This window comes from Acetobacter sp. KSO5, from assembly GCF_044094635.1.
Lineage (GTDB): Bacteria > Pseudomonadota > Alphaproteobacteria > Acetobacterales > Acetobacteraceae > Acetobacter > Acetobacter cerevisiae.
Genome location: NZ_CP172014.1, coordinates 3,139,556 through 3,158,217, shown reverse-complemented (window position 1 = coordinate 3,158,217; position 18,662 = coordinate 3,139,556). Strand labels below are relative to the sequence as shown.

Genomic DNA, 18,662 nt, shown 5'->3' with positions numbered 1-18,662 from the left:
GCTCCTGATTACAGATGAAACCAGCCTTTGGCGGCAGAAAATTCCGGAGCTTCCAGATCTTTTTCAGAAAGAACGGCGTCTTCTGTCTTGATGGGCCAGTCAATGGCCAGCTCTTTGCTGTTCCAGATGACGGCACGTTCGGAGGCCTTGTTATACAGGCCTGTGCATTTGTACTGCACTTCCGCATCTTCGGTCAGGGTGCAGAATCCATGCAGGAAGCCCGGCGGGATCCAAAGCTGTGACCAGTTTTCTTCAGACAGTTCAGCCGCAACCCATTTGCCATAGGTGGGGGAGCCGGTCCGGGCATCTACAGCCACATCCCAGATCGCACCTTTGGTGCAGCGCACCAGCTTGCCCTGAGCATAGGGGGTCAGCTGGCAGTGCAGGCCGCGGATCACGCCTTTCTGGCGGGAAAGGCTCTGGTTATCCTGCACGAAGGGTTCGGTAATGCCTGCGTCCCGCATCCGATCGATATTGTAGGTTTCAGAGAAAAACCCACGATTGTCCTGAAAACGCGGCGGCGTGACCAGAATCACGTCCTCAATGGCAAGGCGTTCGACTTTCATGAAAGGAAAGCTCCTGTCTGCAAATGGTCAGAAAAAGAAAAGGGGAAGTTCAGCCTGCGGGCTGAGCTGTGTTGGCAACCTGCATCAGGAGCCGTCCCAGTTCTGTTTTTCCCATGCGGGAGGCATGTGCGCGGAGCTGGTCCGCATCAATGAAGCCAAGCCGGTAGGCAACTTCCGCCGGAGAGCCAACCAGCATGCCCTGACGCGCCTGAATGGTATGCACAAACTGCCCGGCTTCCATCAGGCTGTCCGGAATACCGGCATCCAGCCAGGCACAGCCACGGCCCAGACGGTCGACATGCAGGCTACCTTCTTCCAGATAGAACCGGTTGAGGTCTGTAATTTCCAGCTCACCGCGCGCGGAGGGCTTTACGCGCTTGGCAAAGTCCAGAACACGATTGTCATAGAAATACAGGCCGGTCACAGCCCAGTTGGAAACAGGCTCTTTCGGCTTTTCAACAATGCTCAGAGCGCGGCCCGTTTCATCAAAAGACACGACGCCATAGCGTTCCGGGTCACGTACCTGATACGCAAACACGGTGGCACCTGTCGGGCGCACGGCAGCGGATTGCAGGGCGGCACTCAGATGATCGGCAAAAATCAGGTTATCACCCAGTGCGAGCGCACAGGGGGAGTTGTCGAGCCAGTCTTCCGCAATCAGGAACGCCTGCGGAATGCCATCCGGCGAGGGCTGGGCGCGATATTCAAACGTGACCCCAAACTGAGATCCATCGCCCAGCAGACGCTTGAACTGCGGAAGATCGTTCGGGGTGCTGATGATCATGATATCCCGAATCCCCGCCAGCATCAGCGTGGAGAGCGGATAATAGACCATCGGTTTGTCATAGACCGGCAGCAGCTGTTTGCTGGCGGCCAGCGTCATTGGGTACAGGCGCGTTCCGGAACCACCGGCCAGCAGAATACCCTTCATTTTTGTCTGGATTGCAGGTTTCTGTGTCATTCTACGGTGCTTCCCAGTCGGTTGCCTGTGTAACGGCGGGCGCGGATGCCTTCCCACCAGTCGCGGTTGTCCAGATACCATTGAACGGTGCGGCGAATGCCGGCTTCAAAAGTATGCTTTGCTTTCCAGTCCAGCGCTTTTTCAGCGTGGGACGGGTCAATTTCGTAACGGAAGTCATGGCCGGGGCGGTCTGTCACAAAACGGATCAGACGGCTACGCGGGCCGGCCGGGTCGGGCACCAGTTCGTCCAGAACATTACAGATGGTTTCCACGACCTGCAGGTTGGTGCGCGGCTGGCGGGCGCCGATGGCGTAAGTCTCGCCGGGCACGCCGGTTTCAACAGCCTTGACCAGTGCTTCGGCGTGGTCTTCCACAAACAGCCAGTCGCGCACGTTCTTACCATCGCCGTACACAGGCAGATCCTTGCCTTCGATAGCGTTGATGGTGATGAGCGGGATCAGCTTTTCCGGGAAGTGCCAGATGCCGTAATTGTTGGTCGTGTTGGTAACAAACGTGGGCAGGCCGTAGGTATGGTACCAGGCACGGACCAGATGGTCGGACGAGGCCTTGCTGGCAGAATACGGGCTGCGGGGGTCATACGGCGTGGTTTCGGTAAAAGGCGGATCGTTCGGCTCCAGCGCCCCAAAAACCTCATCGGTTGAGATGTGATGGAAGCGGAAGGCAGCGCGATCGGCCTTGTCCAGCGTCAGCCAGTATTTGCGGGCGGCTTCCAGCAGGGAATAGGTGCCCACCACGTTGGTCTGGATGAACACGCCGGGTCCATCAATAGAACGGTCCACATGGCTTTCGGCTGCCAGATGCATGACCGCCTGCGGACGGAACGTTTCAAACAGACGGCTCAGTTCGCTGCCGTTGACGATATTGGCGCGTGCAAATTCGTAGCGCCCGCTGGCGGCTGCGTCTTCCACGGTTTCTTCAGAAGCCGCATAAGTCATGCAATCAACATTCAGGACAGAATGACTGGTGTCCCGAATAATATGGCGGATCACTGCGGATCCGATAAAACCGCACCCGCCTGTCAATAAGATACGCATTGGTATTCCGTATACTGTGGACCGAAACAAACGATTAAAATCACTAGTCTTTGGGCATAGCTCAGAAGTACAATCTTCGCCAGCAATCTTGGCAGATTTGCGATTTTCTTGCGCTTGGCTGTATGAAAAACAAGCGTGTAGGCAGCCAGAGAGCATGGTTTGTCAGGGAGTTGAAAGCGGAAAAATGTTTGCCAGAAACCTGACGGAAACCTTGCTGCATGTGTTGGATCGCCCGGAGCTGCGCCTGCTGGCAACAAAATGCCGGATCATGCTGGATCCGGCTGTAGCGCATCCTTTCCATGTTCAGCCTCCGGGGCAGATTGTTCTGGGCGCGCCGTGTCTGGGGGAACGTCGGGTGGTGGCGTTCCATTTGCGTCATGCGCTGGAACTGGCGGTTTTGTCAGACGCGCAGGAGCCGGACTTTCGTCAGGCGCTGAAAATTTCCTTTTCCGCCGCCAGAACAGCAGCCCGGTTCTGGATGCTCGATGCGCCAGCGGATTTACCCGCCCCCGAGGCATGGGTGCGGACGCTTGCCAGCGCATATCCTCCCGCCAGAGACGATCTCCCTCAGCTTTTTGCGGCTTTGCATCCCCTAGTCAGTGTTCCGGGCAAAGCTGCGCACGATAGTTCTGCTCTATGGGATGAGCTCTACGCGTGGCTTGTACCAGCCTGGCCGCTGATTGGCCCGGTTGAGGCTTTGATGGCGGAAGGGGGCGATGCGCGCCTCAATATTGATGTGCGCACGGGCCTCAATCATTACGGCTGCTCGCACCGTCCGCGCCCCTGGGCAGTGACTTTTGCATCTTCCACAGCCTCTTCCCTCTCAGAGCGAGGCTTTACCGGCGGAGAACTCGCGCGGGTGAATCTGGCCCGCGCTGTTCTTGAGGGTAAGGCGCCGGAAGCCTTGCATGCGCTGGCGCTTGATGTCCGGCATTTTCTGGCAGGCTGGTTCGGGTTGCCGGGGCAGGACCATGTCGTTCTGGCTTCTTCGGGCACAGATGCGGCGCTGGCTGTGTTGGCGCTATCCACCTTACCGGGGCAACCGGTGACAACAGTTCTGACCGCGCCGGAAGAAACGGGTAGTGGTGTGCCCCTGGCCTCGCATGGGCGGCATTTTGCGCAGGAAACAGCGCTCGGGGCGTCCGTCTGCAAAGGGGATCTGGTGGCCGGATTCCCGAATGATACTGTGTGTGTGGATCTGCCTTTGCGGGATGCCGAGGGGCAGTTGCGGCCGGAGGGAGAGGTGACGGCTGCCTGCCGGAAAGACATTCAAAATCAGGTAGCCAAAGGGCGGCGTGTGCTGCTGCATGTGCTGGATCTGTCCAAAACCGGCCTGCTGGCTCCCAACCTGAAAGCTTTAGAGGCGCTGTGTGACCAGTATCCGGGGCAACTGGATGTGGTGGTGGATGCCTGTCAGGCCCGGCTGATGCCGGAGCGTGTTCAGGCCTATCTGGCTCGTGGCTGGGCAGTGATGGTGACGGGGTCCAAATTTTTCACTGGGCCGCCGTTCTGCGGGGCGCTTTTGCTGCCAGACTGCTGGAAAGCCCGACTGGATCAGGGCATGTTGCCTGAAGGACTCGCAGCCTATGCCAACCAGTGTGAATGGCCCGCTAGCCCGGCCTGCCGTGGTCTGGCGTCAGGCTTTAATCATGGTTTGCTCCTGCGCTGGCGGGCAGCACAGGCCGAAATGGCAGCGCTCGGGGCAATTCTGTCAGCCGTTGTGGCGGAACGGTTGCAGGGTTTTCTGGGGGCCGTTACGCAAGGGATTGAAGCTAACGCCGACCTCGCGTTTCTGCCGCAGCCTGCTCCGCAGCGGGACGCGTTATCCGACGACTGGGACCGTCAGCAGACAATTCTGTCCTTTCTGGTCCGTGCGCCTGAGGGAACGGAGGGCGCAATTCCACTGGATCTGGAGCGATGTCGTAAGCTCTATCAGTGGTTGAATGCGGATCTTTCGTCTTATGTTCCGCAGGAGAAGAAGGTGCTTGCCGCGCTGCTGTGCCATATCGGCCAGCCCGTCCCCATTCCGCACGCGCAGGCCGCTGGTGGGCTGGTCGGGGCACTGAGATTGTCCGCCGGGGCGCGTCTTGTTTCCGGGGAGCCGTCTCATGAAGGTCTCGACGCTACTGCTCGCATGACGCGGGAAATTCAGGATGCGCTTCGGGTTCTGGAAAAAATCAGTCTCATTCTGACGTATTGGGATGCCATAGCACAGGCGGACCCGCTGCCCTCTTACGCGCCGCGCTGGGAGCCGGAAGACACGGCGGATGAGTCTCACTGGTCAGAGCGCTCGGGGAAAGAGGGTGTCACAGACGAGCAGAAAGCAGACGCAATGCGGCGTTCCATTTCTGCTCTTGCGTTGGGCGGTCCCTGACAGCACAACAGACCCATGACTGTCAGCCTCACACATCCCGCCGCCCAGCAGATCAATCAGGGTAATTTTCTCGATACGCCGCAGCTTGCGCCCGGCATTACGCGCTTCTGGCTGATTCGCCATGCGCTGGTCGAGCAGAATGCGCGTCTCCGTCTTTATGGGGCGCTGGATGTCCCCCTTTGCCCGGATAGCCTGATTGCGCAACGCCCGATGTATGAGGCTCTGGCTGCGCGCCTGCCGCGTGAGGCGCACTGGCTTGTCAGTCCCCTGTCCCGCACACGACGCACGGCTGAGGCTATTCAGGAAGCCGGTTACGGCCCGGTGCCGATGGACGTGGAACCTGCGCTGATCGAGCAGAACCTCGGTGAGTGGCACAACATGCCGCATCAGGAGTTACCGCAGCATCTGCGTCTGGCCCCGCATCCGTTCTGGTCCATCTCGGCCACGGAATGCCCACCGGGTGGCGAAAGTATGCTGGATGTATGCGGGCGGGTCGGCGTAACGCTGGACCGGCTGGCAGAAGCCTATGAAGGGCAGAATATTGTCGCTGTCAGCCACGGGGGAGCTATTCGTGCTGCTCTGGCGCATGCGCTGCGTATTCACCCGGAGACCGCGCTGCATTTCTCCATCCAGAACCTTTCCCTGACTATTCTGGAAAGGCTGGATGAGGGCTGGCGTGTTGTCACAGTAAACGAGCTGCCCGGTATCTGAGGATTCAGGCAGTCTCGTTCGGGCCTGAGGTGATTGCTGGCCCTCAAGACCGCTTTTCCAACAAAACCTGCTTTACGGCCCCGGCGCAGAAGTTTTTGACTCTGGTGCTGGTGCTGGTGCTGGTGCTGGTGCACTGGTTGGCTGCGGGTTTTGTGTCGGACTGAGTTGCGGAACAACCGGAGCCGGTTCTTCCTGAGCTGCCGGTTTGTTGTCCTGCTTCTGGTCCGGCGTGGAAGGCTGTGTGTGGTCTTCCGGTTTTGCCGGTATCTGCCCGGATGAGGGGTGCTCAGAGTCTGGCACAGCGGGGTGAGCTTCCGGTGACGCAGACGGGGCGGGCGGGCTATCGTTCTCCTGCGTCGGATGCTCGGCTTTCAGAGTGGAAACCGGCACACCTTTCAGCGGAGAGTGTTCTGTAACCGGGATTTCCGGTCCTTTTGCGTCCCATGCATCGACCGGCGGCAGGGGCTGCTGAGAGGGCTGATCAGCCAGCGGGTTGTTATCCAGCACTTTACGGGTGTTCTGCGGGTAACGGTTCATCAATCCCAGCAAAGTGCCGTTGGTCCAGCCAAAGCCGATCTGCATGGGGTATTCACCGCCGCCCTTACCGCCTGTGGCGCTGATCTCGGGCGAGACGACATCATATTTTTCCAGCAACACGCCGCTTTTTTCATAGGTGCCGATCACACGGGCCATCCAGCGGCGTCCAATGTCGGCTGCCAGATCATCATGCCCATACTGTTCCAGCCCTTTGATGGCCATCCATTCTTCTGGTGCCCAGCCGTTGGGGTAATCCCATTGCTGCCCCGTCTCACGGTCTGTGACGGTTAGGCCACCCACATGGAGAAGGCGCGCCTTGACGGTGCGGGCAACGGCATCGGCCTTATCCTGCGGGGCAATATGCAGGAACAGCGGCACAACGGTCGCGGTGGAAAGCACGTCTCTGAGCTGCCCGGTGCGCCAGTTATAGTCGAAATACGCGCCATCCTTCTCATTCCACAGATAATGGTTGATGGCGTTTTTAAGCTGCGTGGCCTGCTGCGCGTAAAAGGCAGCTTTGTCTTTTTCTCCGTTCAGGGCGTAGGCGTGGGAGAGCGTTTGCTCCAGATGCACCATCAGACAGTTATATTCGACGGTAATCAGGGAGGTGGTGTTGATGGTATCCAGCGTCTTGTCATCCGCCAGCCAGCGGGAGGAATAATCCCACCCGGTTTCTGCCCCGGCCCGGAGGTCACGCCAGAGTTCGGGGGAAGGGCGGCGAGAGCGTTTTGCGGTGGCTAAATCCTGCGGAAAACTTTCATCGCGCGGGGAATCCATGTCGTCCCACGGGCGGAACATCAGGGTGCCATCACTTAGGCGGACAGCATGCTGCCAGCCTGCGCCGGGTTTCAGGGCGTCGGCTCCATGCGTCCAGTAGTCATACTCACGCTGCAATTCAGGCAGGAAGGATGTGTAGACCACCTGTCCGTCATGGCTGGCGAGCAGGTCCAGCATCACGGAAAAAAACGGCGGCTGGGAGCGGCTGAGATAATAGGTGCGGTTGCCGTTGGGCATATGGCCGTAGCGGTCCATCAGCGAGGCAATGTTGCGCACCACATTGCGCAGCAGATCAATCCGCCCGTCTTCATACAGGCCGATCATGGTGAAGTAGCTGTCCCAGTAATAAAACTCTGAGAACCGGCCACCGGGCACGATATAAGTCTCCGGCAACGGCAACAGGGAAGACCAGGGTACTGCTGTATCAGCTTCACGCGTCAGCACGTCCCACATGCCGGAAATGTAATCGCGCACGTTCTCGCCCGGTTTGCGGCTATAGGCCGCCGAGCGCAGCACGGGGATGGTGAAGTGCTGTGAGACAAACCGCTTCAGATCGAAATCGGGCAGATCTTTCTCCTGCCGCCACGCGGCGACCAGATCCGTTGGCGCCTGATCCGGGATGGCATCCGCCACAGCCTTCGCATCCGTAAAGATCCGGGCCGCATGAATGGCAGAAAACAGATCGCCCAGTGCAATTGAGGGTGGCCGCAGGTCCTGTGGCACAAAATCTGGCGCTGCATGTTCGCCAGCATGGGTGGCGGGCTGCACATCGAACAGTTTGACCTGCACAGGGGGGGCTGAATTTTCCTCATCCAGCGTGGGCTGCGCCGCTTCCGTGCTTGCCTGCGGTGAGGCCTCAGGCACCTTTTCAGGAGCAGGAGCAGGAGCAGGAGCAGGAGCAGGAGCAGGAGCAGGAGCAGGAGCAGGAGCAGCGACCGAGGGGGCGCTCATCTTCTGATCTGAGGGGATGGTCGCCGGTTGCTGCGCTCCTGACGAAGCGGCCGCATCAGCGTGTGGCGCATGGGCTGTGTCGGGCTGTGTGGGCGTGGTGTCGTGCGTCAGAACCGGGGCGGACACGGTGGGGGCTCGTGGTGCCGGTGCGGCGGTCTGTGCCAGAGCCGCGGCAGGATTGGCCGCCAGAAAACAGATCAGAGCAAGATGGACTATAGAGCGGGAGGGGGCGTGCTGGCCGGAAGCGGGCGATACGGGCAGGGGATGGCCGGAGCGTGTCCCGTCCTGATAGGCACTCATAGTTGTCTTTCCTCTGGCTGCGGCGGAACGCCGGGGCACCAGGAGGAGGGCCGCAGCGGTCAGTCTGGCAAGGGTCCTGAAAAAGCGTCAGGACTCGTATCTGGTCATCAAACAGAAACGATGAAACCCCTTGCGGGTTTTGCGGTAGCACTTAACTGTTTATGCTTTGGCCGCTCTGCCGGGAGAACCCGCTACCCGGAGCCTTAGTCCTGTCAGGAGTTTCGTCCATGTCATCCATTCCTTCAAGCCCTGGCGCTCTGGCGGTTACAGACCAGATGTTTTTTGACAGACCCGGAGCCCTGCTGGACCGCGCCGATGCAGAAGCCCTGACCCGCAAGGCGCTGGACGGGATGGATGATGGCGAACTGTTTCTGGAATATCGGGAAAGTGAAGGTATCGCGCTGGATGACGGCGTTATCCGCTCCGCCTCCTTTGATACCAGCAGCGGGTTTGGCCTGCGAGCTGTGCTGGGGGAAGAGACCGGCTTTGCTCATTCCGATGATTTAAGTCGCTCGGCTCTGGCCCGCGCTGGAGAGGCGGTGAGTGCGGTGCGTGGCGGTCGGTCCGGGACAATGTCTGATGCGCCGCGTTCGACTAACCGTCGCCTCTATACGGATGCCAACCCGCTGGGTGAGACGGATTTTGCGGCTCGTTCTGGCCTGCTGACCCAGATTGATGCCTATGCGCGTGGCAAGGATAGCCGCGTGGTGCAGGTTATGGCCTCTCTTTCTGGTGAATGGCAGGCGGTGCAGATTATCCGGGCCGATGGTGCTCGCGTAGCCGATCTGCGCCCGCTGGTGCGGCTGAACGTCTCTGTGGTGGTCGAGCAGGACGGCAAACGTGAAAGCGGCAGCCACGGTCTGGGTGGCCGGTATGAAATCAACCGCCTGCTGGAAGCGGAAACATGGCAGGGCGCGGTGCATGAAGCGCTGCGGCAGGCACTGATTGCTCTGGAGGCGCGCCCTGCGCCTGCGGGTGAGATGGAAGTGGTGCTTGGCGCAGGCTGGCCCGGTATTCTGCTGCATGAAGCGGTTGGACACGGGCTGGAAGGCGACTTCAACCGTAAGGGCACATCAGTTTTTGCCGGACGTATGGGCACGCGTGTTGCGGCTCCTGGTGTCACGGTAATTGATGATGGCTCTCTGCCGGACCGTCGTGGGAGCCTGACCATTGATGATGAAGGCACACCCACAGGCCGGACCACGTTGATTGAAGACGGAATCCTGAAAGGTTATCTGCAGGATCGCCTGAATGCGCGCCTGATGGGTGTGGCCCCGACCGGCAATGGTCGCCGCCAGTCCTATGCGCACATGCCACTGCCCCGCATGACCAACACGCTCATGCTGCCCGGTCAGGCTTCTACCGACGACATGATCAGCTCCATGAAGCGCGGCCTGTATGCGGTGCATTTTGGCGGCGGACAGGTGGATATTACGTCCGGCAAGTTCGTGTTCTCGGCATCCGAGGCTTATCTGGTGGAAGACGGCAAGATCACCGCGCCCGTCAAAGGGGCGACGCTGATTGGCAACGGCGCGGACGCCATGACGCATGTTTCCATGATTGGTAAGGACATGGAGCTGGACCCCGGCATTGGCACCTGCGGCAAAGCCGGGCAGGGCGTGCCGGTCGGCGTTGGCCAGCCGACCCTGAAAATGACGGGGTTGACGGTTGGCGGCACGGCCTGACAGCCGTAGCACGGACAGAAAAAGCATAGAGAGAATTCACTCCGGCTGCCCGCAGGCGAGGGGGGTGACCGGAGATCTGACGCGGGAAGAGGTTCTGCCGGGCCGGTGCTCATGCTAGAGCGTGGGCCGGATAATCCTGCTCCGGCGGCAGGTAGAGGCGTAAACAGGAATTAAAGAGAATGGTCGAAAACGGGTTTCAGAGTTCCTTCATGCAGGAAGCCGCTGCGCGTGGCTTCATTTTTCAGTGCACGGATCCCGTGGCGTTGGATGAAGCGATGACGAAGGGCTCTGTTGCGGCCTATATCGGCTTTGACCCGACAGCAGACAGCCTGCATGTGGGCAGCCTGATCCAGATTATGATGCTGCGCCTGCTGCAAAAGCACGGGCATCGGCCGGTGGCGCTGGTAGGCGGCGGCACGGCCAGAATTGGTGATCCGTCCTTCCGTGAAGAAGCCCGCAGACTGATGACGGAAGAGACCATCGGCACCAATCTGGCAGGGATTGAAGGGTGCCTGCGGCAGTTCCTTACCTTTGGTGGCGGCGCGTCCGAAGCCATTCTGGTCAACAATGCCGACTGGCTGGACAAGCTGGCCTATATTGATCTGCTGCGCGATGTCGGGGTGCATTTCTCCATCAACCGCATGCTGTCTTTCGATTCCGTCAAGAACCGTCTGGACCGTGAGCAGGGCCTGACCTTTCTTGAATTCAACTACTCCATTCTTCAGTCCTACGATTTCCGGGAACTGAACCGCCGGCATGGGGTTACGCTTCAGCTGGGTGGGTCTGACCAGTGGGGCAATATTGTCTCCGGTGTGGATCTGGTGCGCCGCACGGACCAGAAAAGCGTGATGGGCCTGACGACGCCTCTGTTGACGACCTCGTCTGGTGCCAAAATGGGCAAGACGGCCAATGGCGCTGTCTGGCTGTCTGAAAAGCGTCTGCCGGTGTTTGATTACTGGCAGTTCTGGCGCAACACGGAAGATGCGGATGTGGGGCGTTTCCTGCGTCTGTTTACCGATCTGCCGCTGGATGAATGTGCACGGCTGGAAGCTCTGCAGGGCGCAGAGATTAACGAAGCCAAGAAAATTCTGGCCACTGAAGCCACAGCTCTGTGCCACGGGCGCGAAGCGGCTCAGGCAGCGGCAGAAGCGGCCCGCCAGACGTTTGAGGAAGGGAAGGTCGCCGCAGCAGATCTGCCCGTCCATACCGTGCCGCAGACGATGCTGGCAGAAGGCGTGCCGGTGTTCCGCCTGTTTGTGGAAGCCGGACTGGCCAAAACTAATGGGGAAGCCCGTCGGCTGGTGCGTGGCGGCGGGGCGCGTGTGAACAACGCCGTGGTGCAGGATGAAAATGGCGTGATTGCAGAGAAAGACATGGTGGATGGGGCTATTCGGTTGTCTTCTGGCAAGAAGCACCATGTTCTGGTCAAAGTTGGATAGTTTCTTCTTGCATCCGAATAAGGCGACAGGAGTGAGCCGCATGAAACGTACCCCTCTGATTTTAGGCTGTCTGGGGCTGACGCTGGTCGGCACACTCTCTGGCTGCGCAGGCCCGATGTATGGCGGAGGCTATGACTATTACGGCTATAGCCCCGCTGGCGGTTATGATGAGTATTACGGGTATGGGAACGGCCCGCGCTGGGGCTATGCCGACAGGCGCGCCCGCCCGTTCCCCGGAGGGAGCCGCCCCGGCATGGCTCCCCGCCCCGGTGGCCGACCGGGCGGTGGCGGTATGCCTCGCCCGTCCGGTCCGGGTGGTGGTGGCGGTGGACGTCCCGGCGGTGGGGGGCACGGCCCTGGAGGCGGAGGTGGTCCCGGTGGGGGCGGCCATGGTGGCCCCGGCGGCGGTGGGAAACCCGGGGGCCCGGGCCACTGAGGCTGGATTAAGTCTGATCAGACGGATGGAAGAGGGGGCTGTGATTCAGCCCCCTTTTTTATCACCAGCTCACAGTGCGTGTGCGTACAGGCTCCTGAGGGTATCAACCTTGGGTGATGCGTAGTGAACCAGCGTTTTCCCTAGCAGCCTGTCGGGTTGGGGTACCCTGTGAAGGGGTGAGGTTGTAAGGTGGTGAGATGAGCAGCTTCATCCCGTTTGACCGGTCTCAGCCGTATCTTCTGCCTCCTGATCTGAAGTCGTGGCTTCCTGCTGACGATATGGCGCATTTCATTGTCGCAGCCGTTGAGCGGGTTCCGATGAGTGCGTTCTGCGTGCCAGTGCGCACGGGTGGCAAGGCACAGTACCATCCGCGTCTGATGTTGGCCCTTCTGATCTTCAGCTATGCGAACGGGTTGTTTTCCTCACGCCGGATCGAGCGGGCGACATATCGCGACATCGGGGTACGCTTCGTGGCGGCGAACCTGCATCCGGATCATGATACGATTGCGACCTTCCGCCGGACGAACCGGACAGCCATTGAAGCTGCATTTGCGCAGGTCCTGCTTCTGGCGCGCGAGACGGGTCTGCTGCGTCTGGGTGTAGTATCGATCGACGGCACGAAAATTGATGCCGACGCTTCGAAATACCGTTCCCTGCGCTACGACCGGATCAGGGCGCTGCGCGAACAGCTGGCGGTGGATATCGCGAAACTGATGGACCAGGCGGAGCACGCAGATGCCACAGACAGCGATCCGCAGGCATTGCCGGAAGCGCTTGCCCGACGGGAAACACTGAAAGCGAAGCTGGACGAAGCCTGCGCCCGGCTGGAAGCAGATGCGAAGGCGCAGGCCGAGGCGGCGCGATCGGCATACGAGAAAAAGAAGGCGGTGTATGACGCAAAAACAGGGCGTCGCGGCCGGGCGCCCAAACCGCCCGATGATGAACCACCACCCGACCGGCAGATCAGTCTGACCGATCCCGACAGCCGCCTCATGCGGCGTTCGGACGCTCACGAGTTCCGGCAGGCTTACAATGCCCAGGCCGTGGTCTGCGCCGAAGGCAGTCAGTTGATCGTGACAACCGACGTTGTCGCCACATCAGCGGACGCGCCGTCCTTTGCCAGCACCGTGCTGTCGATGGAAAGCACGATCGGTCTCCCAAAGACAGTGCTCGCCGACACCGGTTACGCCAACGGGCAGGCGGTCCGGGACCTGCGGAAAAAAGGCATCGATCCGCTGGTCGCCATCGGACGGCCTCGCGCCCGCAGGCCATATGATTTCCGGCCACCTCCTGAAAACACGGAGCCACGCCGGATAACCGAACCCTGGCGGCTTGCCATGAAGGACAGGCTGGAAACCACAGAAGCCGGAGATGTTTACAGACTACGAAAACAGACCGTTGAACCGGTCTTTGGAATTATCAAAAGCATCATGGGGTTCAGAAGATTCAGTCTGCGCAGCCTTGCAAAAGTCACGACCGAATGGACACTCGTCGCTCTCGCATACAACTGCAAAAGAATGGCACGGCTTCACGCAGCATAAGCCGGGTCAGCCTCGGCGTTATCAGCCGCAAAATGCCCAACCCGACAGGCTGCTAGGGATAAATAAGAAATCCAGTTAATTATCCACAGCCTCTGGAGTCGCTTTTCACTGGTTTTCTGAGTCGCGCACCGAGGTTGCACCCGTTATCCACAGGTTTACCCACGGGGAGGCAAAGAGCCGCACATTAAAGGGATAAAGAGGGAGTGCGCCAAACACGCACATCGGTCCCACAGTCCCTAAGCGGGCTGAAGGGCGGGCTGTCTTGCAATTTTAAAAAAAGAAGAAAGCTGGTGCTGCTGGACAGGATTGAACTGTCGACCTCTCCCTTACCAAGGGAGTGCTCTACCACTGAGCTACAGCAGCCCGCTGGCGGCGTTCTAGCTGTTCACGCCGAACGCCGCAAGTCTGTTTCCGCTTAAAAAGCGGAATTAATCGTCACGATGGGTTTTTTCCATCCGTTCATGCTGTTCCTGCGCCTCAATGGACAGGGTCGCAATCGGGCGGGCTTCCAGTCGGCGCAAAGTGATCGGCTCACCCGTTTCCTCACAATAGCCGTAGGAGCCGTTCTCAATGCGCTGGAGGGCAAGGTTGATCTTGCCGATCAGCTTACGGGCACGGTCACGCGTGCGCAGCTCCAGCGCACGGTCCGTCTCCACACTGGCACGGTCTGTAATGTCGGCTTCATGAATGCCGCCTTCAGAAAGGCTGGCAAGCGTATCCCCGGCCTCTTTCAGGAGTTCAGCACGCCACTTCAGGAGTTTCTGTCTGAAATATTCCGTCTGAAGAGGGTTCATGAACTCTTCATTGTCGGACGGGCGATAGTCTGGCGGTAGAGTAATCATGTCAGTTGTCAGCCTTTGCAATGACAGGACACCTGCCTTGAAAGAATGACGCGGCTTATAGCGGTGTGCACCCCGAACGCCAAGAACATTATGAGATTTTAGCGGAAGAAAAAGGACAGCATAGGCATGCAGGCGGCTGGATATGCCCAAGAAATAGTATCGGAGAAGGCCGCTAATAAAAGGAAATATTTAGATTTTCTTAAAAACTGATGGAGCGGCGCTGCTCTGTTGGGAGGAGTTGCTCGGCTCCGAGGCGGCCAGAAGCCAGCCGGCAAACAGGAAAACCCAGCCTGCGGTGGGGAAGGAGAACAGGGCGCTGGTGGAGGCTACCGGCCATAGCACCACACAGCACATGACAAACAGCATGGCCTGCTGCGGGTTTCGGACCGGGGCGAGCGCGCGCAAGCCGGTGCGCAGCCAGCAGAAGATCATCCATGCAAACGCCACCAGTCCCGGCAGTCCGGCGGTGGTGGCAATCTGCAGATAATAATTATGGGGGTGGATGTTGCAGCCCTGTGCGGTGTCACTGTCCAGCGGGGGCAGGCCGATGGTGGTCAGGGCATTGGTGTGGAGGGGGGTGTGGCAGAAGTTTCTGAAGCCATCCATGCCCAGCCCAATCCAGGGGTGCGAGACAATCATGGTCACAGCGGTGCGATATAGCTTGCCGTAATCGCTCTGAGTAAAATGGTGCAACTGGTTGGAGAATTTGAGCACCAGCTTGGCATATGTTCGCGGGGAGATATCGGGCAGGCTGGCCACCAGCCCGGCACCGCCAGCCAGCACGAAGGCGAATGGCACGCGAAAGCGCGGGATCATCAGGGCGGTCAGCATCAGGCCGAAGAGGAGCAGCACATTGCTCATCCGCTGGCCAATCAGCACCATGGTGGTCACGCTCAGCACCAGCAGCACCACGCCGCCAATCCATGGGCGCAGACGCTTGGTATAAAACGCGCGTAAAACCACCGGCATCAGGGCCGGGAAAAAGAGCATGAGCAGCGTAAATCCGGCCCGTGGCTTCACGAAGGGGCCGGTCAGAGCACCATCATCCGCCGGGGGGTAGCCCAGCAGGTTGGTGCCGGTCAGATACTGTTTCCAGCACTGGCCGATCAGCCACAGGGCCAGCACAAACAAAATGGAAGCCAGTGTCTTACGGCGGGAGACCGGGACCAGAATCCAGCTTTCCATGGCGGCGGTGAGCAGGAAGAGACGCGGCAGACATAACGCCTGAACCCATGCGCCTTTCTGGCCGATATAAAGGGAGGAGATCAGGCAGAGCCCGCAGAACACGGCAGCCGGGCGTAACCAGTCCTTCCGTATCCACTGCCAGTCTTTCTGCAGAGCGGAGTAGAGGAGGAACAGGCAGGCGATAACGGTCGCCGCCACATCGCTAAGCGCGCGACTATAAAAGAAGAGGAGGGGGAGAAGAAAAGTGCACCCTGTTCCACACAGCGTCAGAGCCGCTGCAAGGCGGCCGGAAGAGTGGGGAACAGAAGATGCAGGTGTCATTACGGAAAATTCCCGTTAAGACAGACCGCATCACCCCGGCAAAGGGCCGGGGGAGGGACTGTCAGACCCATAGGCCGATCAAAACGGGATTTCGTCGTCCAGATCACTGTTGCCGGGGGCGTCCCAGCCACCAGCATTGCCACCACCACCAGGGCCACGGGCCGGTGCGTTCTGGCGCGGTGCGGAAGAGCCGCCAAAGTCGCCGCCCTGATTGCCACCACCATAGCCACCGCCGCTTCCGCCGCCGTAACCACCACCGCCATTCCCGCCGCCGTAGCTGCTGCTGCTGCCACCGCCAAAGCCGCCGGACTCTTCACCTTCACCGCCGCTGCGGCTGTCGAGCAGAACCAGTTCCCCACGGAACCGCTCAACAATCACTTCGGTCGTGTAGCGTTCCTGCCCGGACTGATCGGTCCATTTGCGGGTCTGCAAAGCGCCTTCCAGATAGACCTTGCGGCCTTTGCGCAGGAAGCGTTCTGCCACGTCGGCCAGACGATCATTGAAAATGACCACACGGTGCCATTCCGTCCGTTCCCGGCGTTCACCGGAGGCGCGGTCATTCCATGTGTCACTGGTGGCGACAGAAAAAGAGACAATTTTCATGCCGCTCTGGCTGGTGCGGACTTCCGGGTCTTTGCCCAGATTGCCCACCAGAATAACCTTGTTGACGCTACCAGCCATCAATGACCCCGTTTTCTAAAACAATAAAAAGAGTATCCAGCCCGTGTAGCGCACTCCTGCGCCCGTCGCCAGTTCTGGTTTGATTCTATCTCCAAAATGGCGAGTCGGGCGCACGCACCTCAATCGGATGGGAGCGTTTGGGAACGCGCTTACAGCTGCCAGACAGTAAGACGCGCGGCACCATGTCGTCGTTCCGCCAGCAATGTGCCCGCATAGGCCGGGGGAGGTGGAGTTTCTTCATCCTCACTGACGGGCGCGGTTTCCGGCAGGCGTGTCGTGCCGTCCGCATTTTTCTCTAGCAGCGGCAGCGGTTCCTGCGCGGCGGTTTCAATCACCGCAATGGCGCCGGGTGCAATCCAGCCCTGGGCGTGCAGGGCGGCTAGTGTCCGGGCAGGCAGATCCTGCCGATAGGGCGGGTCCAGAAACAGCAGGGAGCATGGGGCCGGAGCGCGCGTGGGCTTGGTGACGTCCCGGGGGATGACCTTACTCCGGTCCTCCCACTTGCACCCTGCAATATTGGTGTGCAGGGCGGAGAGGGCCGCGCGATCATTCTCAAAAAACGTGGCGTGTTCTGCCCCGCGTGAAAGCGCTTCCAGCCCCAGCGCTCCGGTGCCTGCAAACGCATCCAGTACGCGCGCATTGGTCAGCAGGTCCGGCCCCCCCCATGGGGCATGAAGCAGCATATCGAACAGCGCCTGCCGCACCCGGTCCGCCGTGGGGCGGGTTGTGGTGCCGGGGGGGGCGGCCAGAATCCGGCCTTTGCGAGCCCCTGCAATAATCCGCATGGTTAGCGGGCCTTCTTGCCAGCAGTTTTTTCCGGGGCTCTGGGCATCTGCTCACGCAGGATCTTGCCGGGCACTTCTTCCAACTCGCCCCGTTGCAGCGTGCCCAACTGGAAGGGGCCGTAGCTGGTGCGAATCAGGCGGCTGACATGCAGGTTCAGGCCCATCATCACCTTACGGATTTCGCGGTTCTTGCCTTCACGCAGGGAGACAGTCAGCCAGGCGTTATCGCCCTTGCGGGAATCGAGGCCGGCTTCAATCGGTCCATAGCGCACGCCTTCAAACACACTGCCGTTGGCGAGGGACGCCAGACGAGCCTCGTCCACCACGCCAAACACGCGCACGCGGTAGCGCCGCAGCCAGCCATTGTTGGGCAGTTCCAGTCGCCGGGCCAGTTCGCCATCATTGGTCAGCAGCAGGAGACCTTCACTGTTCAGATCCAGCCGGCCCACGCTGATGACGCGCGGCATGCCTTCCGGCAGCGAGGCAAAAACAGTCGGGCGGCCTTCCGGGTCCTTATGCGTCGTCACCAGTCCGTCCGGCTTGTGGTAGCGCCACAGGCGAGTGCGCTGGGGGTGGTCCACAATCTTGCCGTCCACCTGCACAATGTCGTCGGAAGTGACAAACGTGGCGGGATGCGTGACGGGCTGATTATTCAGCTTCACCCGTCCTTCTTCAATCATCCGCTCGGCATCACGCCGGCTGGCAACACCGGTCCGGCCCAGCCATTTGGCGATGCGTTCTCCACGCGTTTCCTGCGTCACTCTTGTTCTCCTGCTGCCTGTACAAAGGCGCTAAAAATGCTCCGGTCACCCGGGTCTATGCCAAATTCCGGATGCCATTGCACCCCGAGGCAAAACGGAAGGGTAGGGTCTTCCACCCCTTCAATCAGTCCATCTTCTGCCAGGGCATTGATAATCCCGCGTCCGGGTGTGCGCACGGCCTGATGATGGGAGGAATTAACGGCCATGTGGGGCCGCCCCACGCAGCGCGCCAGCAGCGTATCCGGCTCCACATGCACTGCATGGCTGGCTTCATCGCGCGGATTAGGTTGCTCGTGCGGGAGGGCCGTAGGGCAGGACTCGGGGATGTGCTGGATCAGCGTGCCACCGAGGGCCACGGCCAGAAGCTGCATGCCGCCACAAATGCCCAGAACCGGCATTTTACGCTGCATGGCAGCAGCCAGATAGGCTTGCTCAGCCTGTGTGCGTACCGGGCGCAAGGTTACGCTGCTGTGGCGCTCGGCCTCACCATACAGGGATGGATCAATATCAAACGCGCCGCCGGTGATCAGCAGCCCGTCAATCTGGTCGAGATACTCGGTGGCAAGCTGCGGGAAAAGCGGCAAAGCCACCGGCAAACCACCCGCCGTCGCAACAGCGGACATATAGTTTTCCCGGAGAGCATACCACGGGAATCGGGAATAGCGGTCTGGTCCGCCCGCCTCATGGTCAAGCGTAATGCCGATAACGGGGCGGCGTGCAGTCATGAACTCGGGTGTCTTTTTTTCAGAAAAAG

General features: G+C 59.9%; 16 protein-coding genes and 1 tRNA gene. 6 read left to right on the top strand and 11 right to left on the bottom strand.

The window, feature by feature from the left end:
• Positions 1 to 8: 8 nt before the first annotated feature.
• The 3 genes from rfbC to rfbB are packed head-to-tail and all read right to left on the bottom strand — an operon-like array spanning position 9 to position 2,582.
• On the bottom strand, positions 9 to 566 hold the full coding sequence (rfbC, locus tag ACHQGU_RS14285; protein ID WP_062272280.1) for a dTDP-4-dehydrorhamnose 3,5-epimerase: 558 nt from the start codon (positions 564 to 566) through the stop codon (positions 9 to 11).
• A gap of 49 nt (positions 567 to 615) precedes the next feature.
• Positions 616 to 1,527, bottom strand: a complete 912-nt coding sequence (gene rfbA, locus ACHQGU_RS14280) for a glucose-1-phosphate thymidylyltransferase RfbA (protein ID WP_062141322.1) — start codon at positions 1,525 to 1,527, stop codon at positions 616 to 618.
• A complete protein-coding gene (rfbB, locus tag ACHQGU_RS14275) occupies positions 1,524 to 2,582 on the bottom strand; it encodes a dTDP-glucose 4,6-dehydratase (RefSeq protein WP_253549512.1) in 1,059 nt (352 codons plus the stop codon). Before rfbB ends, rfbA begins: the two co-directional genes overlap by 4 nt.
• Before the next feature lie 184 nt (positions 2,583 to 2,766).
• Here rfbB and ACHQGU_RS14270 point away from each other — a divergent pair, with 184 nt between their 5' ends.
• Entirely contained in the window at positions 2,767 to 4,956 is a 2,190-nt protein-coding gene (locus ACHQGU_RS14270) for a hypothetical protein (protein ID WP_231866234.1), read from the top strand.
• 15 nt (positions 4,957 to 4,971) lie between these two features.
• Positions 4,972 to 5,667 carry a histidine phosphatase family protein gene (locus ACHQGU_RS14265; protein WP_062141319.1) on the top strand — a complete coding sequence of 232 codons (696 nt, stop codon included), beginning with the start codon at positions 4,972 to 4,974 and terminating at the stop codon, positions 5,665 to 5,667.
• 72 nt (positions 5,668 to 5,739) lie between these two features.
• On the opposite strand, the gene treF is transcribed toward ACHQGU_RS14265, so the two are convergent.
• Positions 5,740 to 7,932, bottom strand: coding sequence for an alpha,alpha-trehalase TreF (gene treF / locus ACHQGU_RS14260; protein WP_395496447.1), 2,193 nt, complete (start codon positions 7,930 to 7,932; stop codon positions 5,740 to 5,742).
• Positions 7,933 to 8,459: 527 nt separating this feature from the next.
• Here treF and tldD point away from each other — a divergent pair.
• The 4 genes from tldD (at position 8,460) to ACHQGU_RS14240 (ending at position 13,333) form a co-directional block, all read left to right on the top strand.
• Entirely contained in the window at positions 8,460 to 9,917 is a 1,458-nt protein-coding gene (gene tldD, locus ACHQGU_RS14255) for a metalloprotease TldD (RefSeq protein ID WP_062141317.1), read from the top strand.
• Between the two features lie 179 nt (positions 9,918 to 10,096).
• Positions 10,097 to 11,356 carry a tyrosine--tRNA ligase gene (tyrS, locus tag ACHQGU_RS14250; RefSeq protein ID WP_062141315.1) on the top strand — a complete coding sequence of 420 codons (1,260 nt, stop codon included), beginning with the start codon at positions 10,097 to 10,099 and terminating at the stop codon, positions 11,354 to 11,356.
• 40 nt (positions 11,357 to 11,396) lie between these two features.
• Positions 11,397 to 11,792, top strand: a complete 396-nt coding sequence (locus tag ACHQGU_RS14245; RefSeq protein WP_395495442.1) for a hypothetical protein — start codon at positions 11,397 to 11,399, stop codon at positions 11,790 to 11,792.
• A gap of 197 nt (positions 11,793 to 11,989) precedes the next feature.
• Positions 11,990 to 13,333, top strand: a complete 1,344-nt coding sequence (locus tag ACHQGU_RS14240) for an IS1182 family transposase (protein ID WP_395494532.1) — start codon at positions 11,990 to 11,992, stop codon at positions 13,331 to 13,333.
• Positions 13,334 to 13,621: 288 nt separating this feature from the next.
• Here ACHQGU_RS14240 and ACHQGU_RS14235 read toward each other — a convergent pair.
• The 7 genes from ACHQGU_RS14235 to ACHQGU_RS14205 all read right to left on the bottom strand — a co-directional run bounded on the left by ACHQGU_RS14235 (position 13,622) and on the right by ACHQGU_RS14205 (position 18,633).
• Positions 13,622 to 13,696 (bottom strand) — tRNA-Thr (locus tag ACHQGU_RS14235).
• Between the two features lie 65 nt (positions 13,697 to 13,761).
• Positions 13,762 to 14,175 (bottom strand): RNA polymerase-binding protein DksA, encoded by a 414-nt coding sequence (gene dksA / locus ACHQGU_RS14230; protein WP_043549927.1) that lies wholly within the window; start codon positions 14,173 to 14,175, stop codon positions 13,762 to 13,764.
• Positions 14,176 to 14,364: 189 nt separating this feature from the next.
• Positions 14,365 to 15,681 carry an O-antigen ligase family protein gene (locus ACHQGU_RS14225; protein WP_395495441.1) on the bottom strand — a complete coding sequence of 439 codons (1,317 nt, stop codon included), beginning with the start codon at positions 15,679 to 15,681 and terminating at the stop codon, positions 14,365 to 14,367.
• 78 nt (positions 15,682 to 15,759) lie between these two features.
• Positions 15,760 to 16,362 carry a single-stranded DNA-binding protein gene (ssb, locus tag ACHQGU_RS14220; RefSeq protein WP_395495440.1) on the bottom strand — a complete coding sequence of 201 codons (603 nt, stop codon included), beginning with the start codon at positions 16,360 to 16,362 and terminating at the stop codon, positions 15,760 to 15,762.
• Between the two features lie 149 nt (positions 16,363 to 16,511).
• The gene (gene rsmD / locus ACHQGU_RS14215) at positions 16,512 to 17,147 is read right to left on the bottom strand and encodes a 16S rRNA (guanine(966)-N(2))-methyltransferase RsmD (RefSeq protein WP_395495439.1); all 636 of its coding nucleotides are present in this window, start codon (positions 17,145 to 17,147) and stop codon (positions 16,512 to 16,514) included.
• A gap of 2 nt (positions 17,148 to 17,149) precedes the next feature.
• The gene (locus tag ACHQGU_RS14210; RefSeq protein ID WP_062141305.1) at positions 17,150 to 17,908 is read right to left on the bottom strand and encodes a pseudouridine synthase; all 759 of its coding nucleotides are present in this window, start codon (positions 17,906 to 17,908) and stop codon (positions 17,150 to 17,152) included.
• Positions 17,905 to 18,633, bottom strand: a complete 729-nt coding sequence (locus tag ACHQGU_RS14205; protein ID WP_395495438.1) for a gamma-glutamyl-gamma-aminobutyrate hydrolase family protein — start codon at positions 18,631 to 18,633, stop codon at positions 17,905 to 17,907. The genes ACHQGU_RS14210 and ACHQGU_RS14205 overlap by 4 nt, the downstream gene beginning before the upstream one ends.
• Between the last annotated feature and the right edge of the window lie 29 nt (positions 18,634 to 18,662).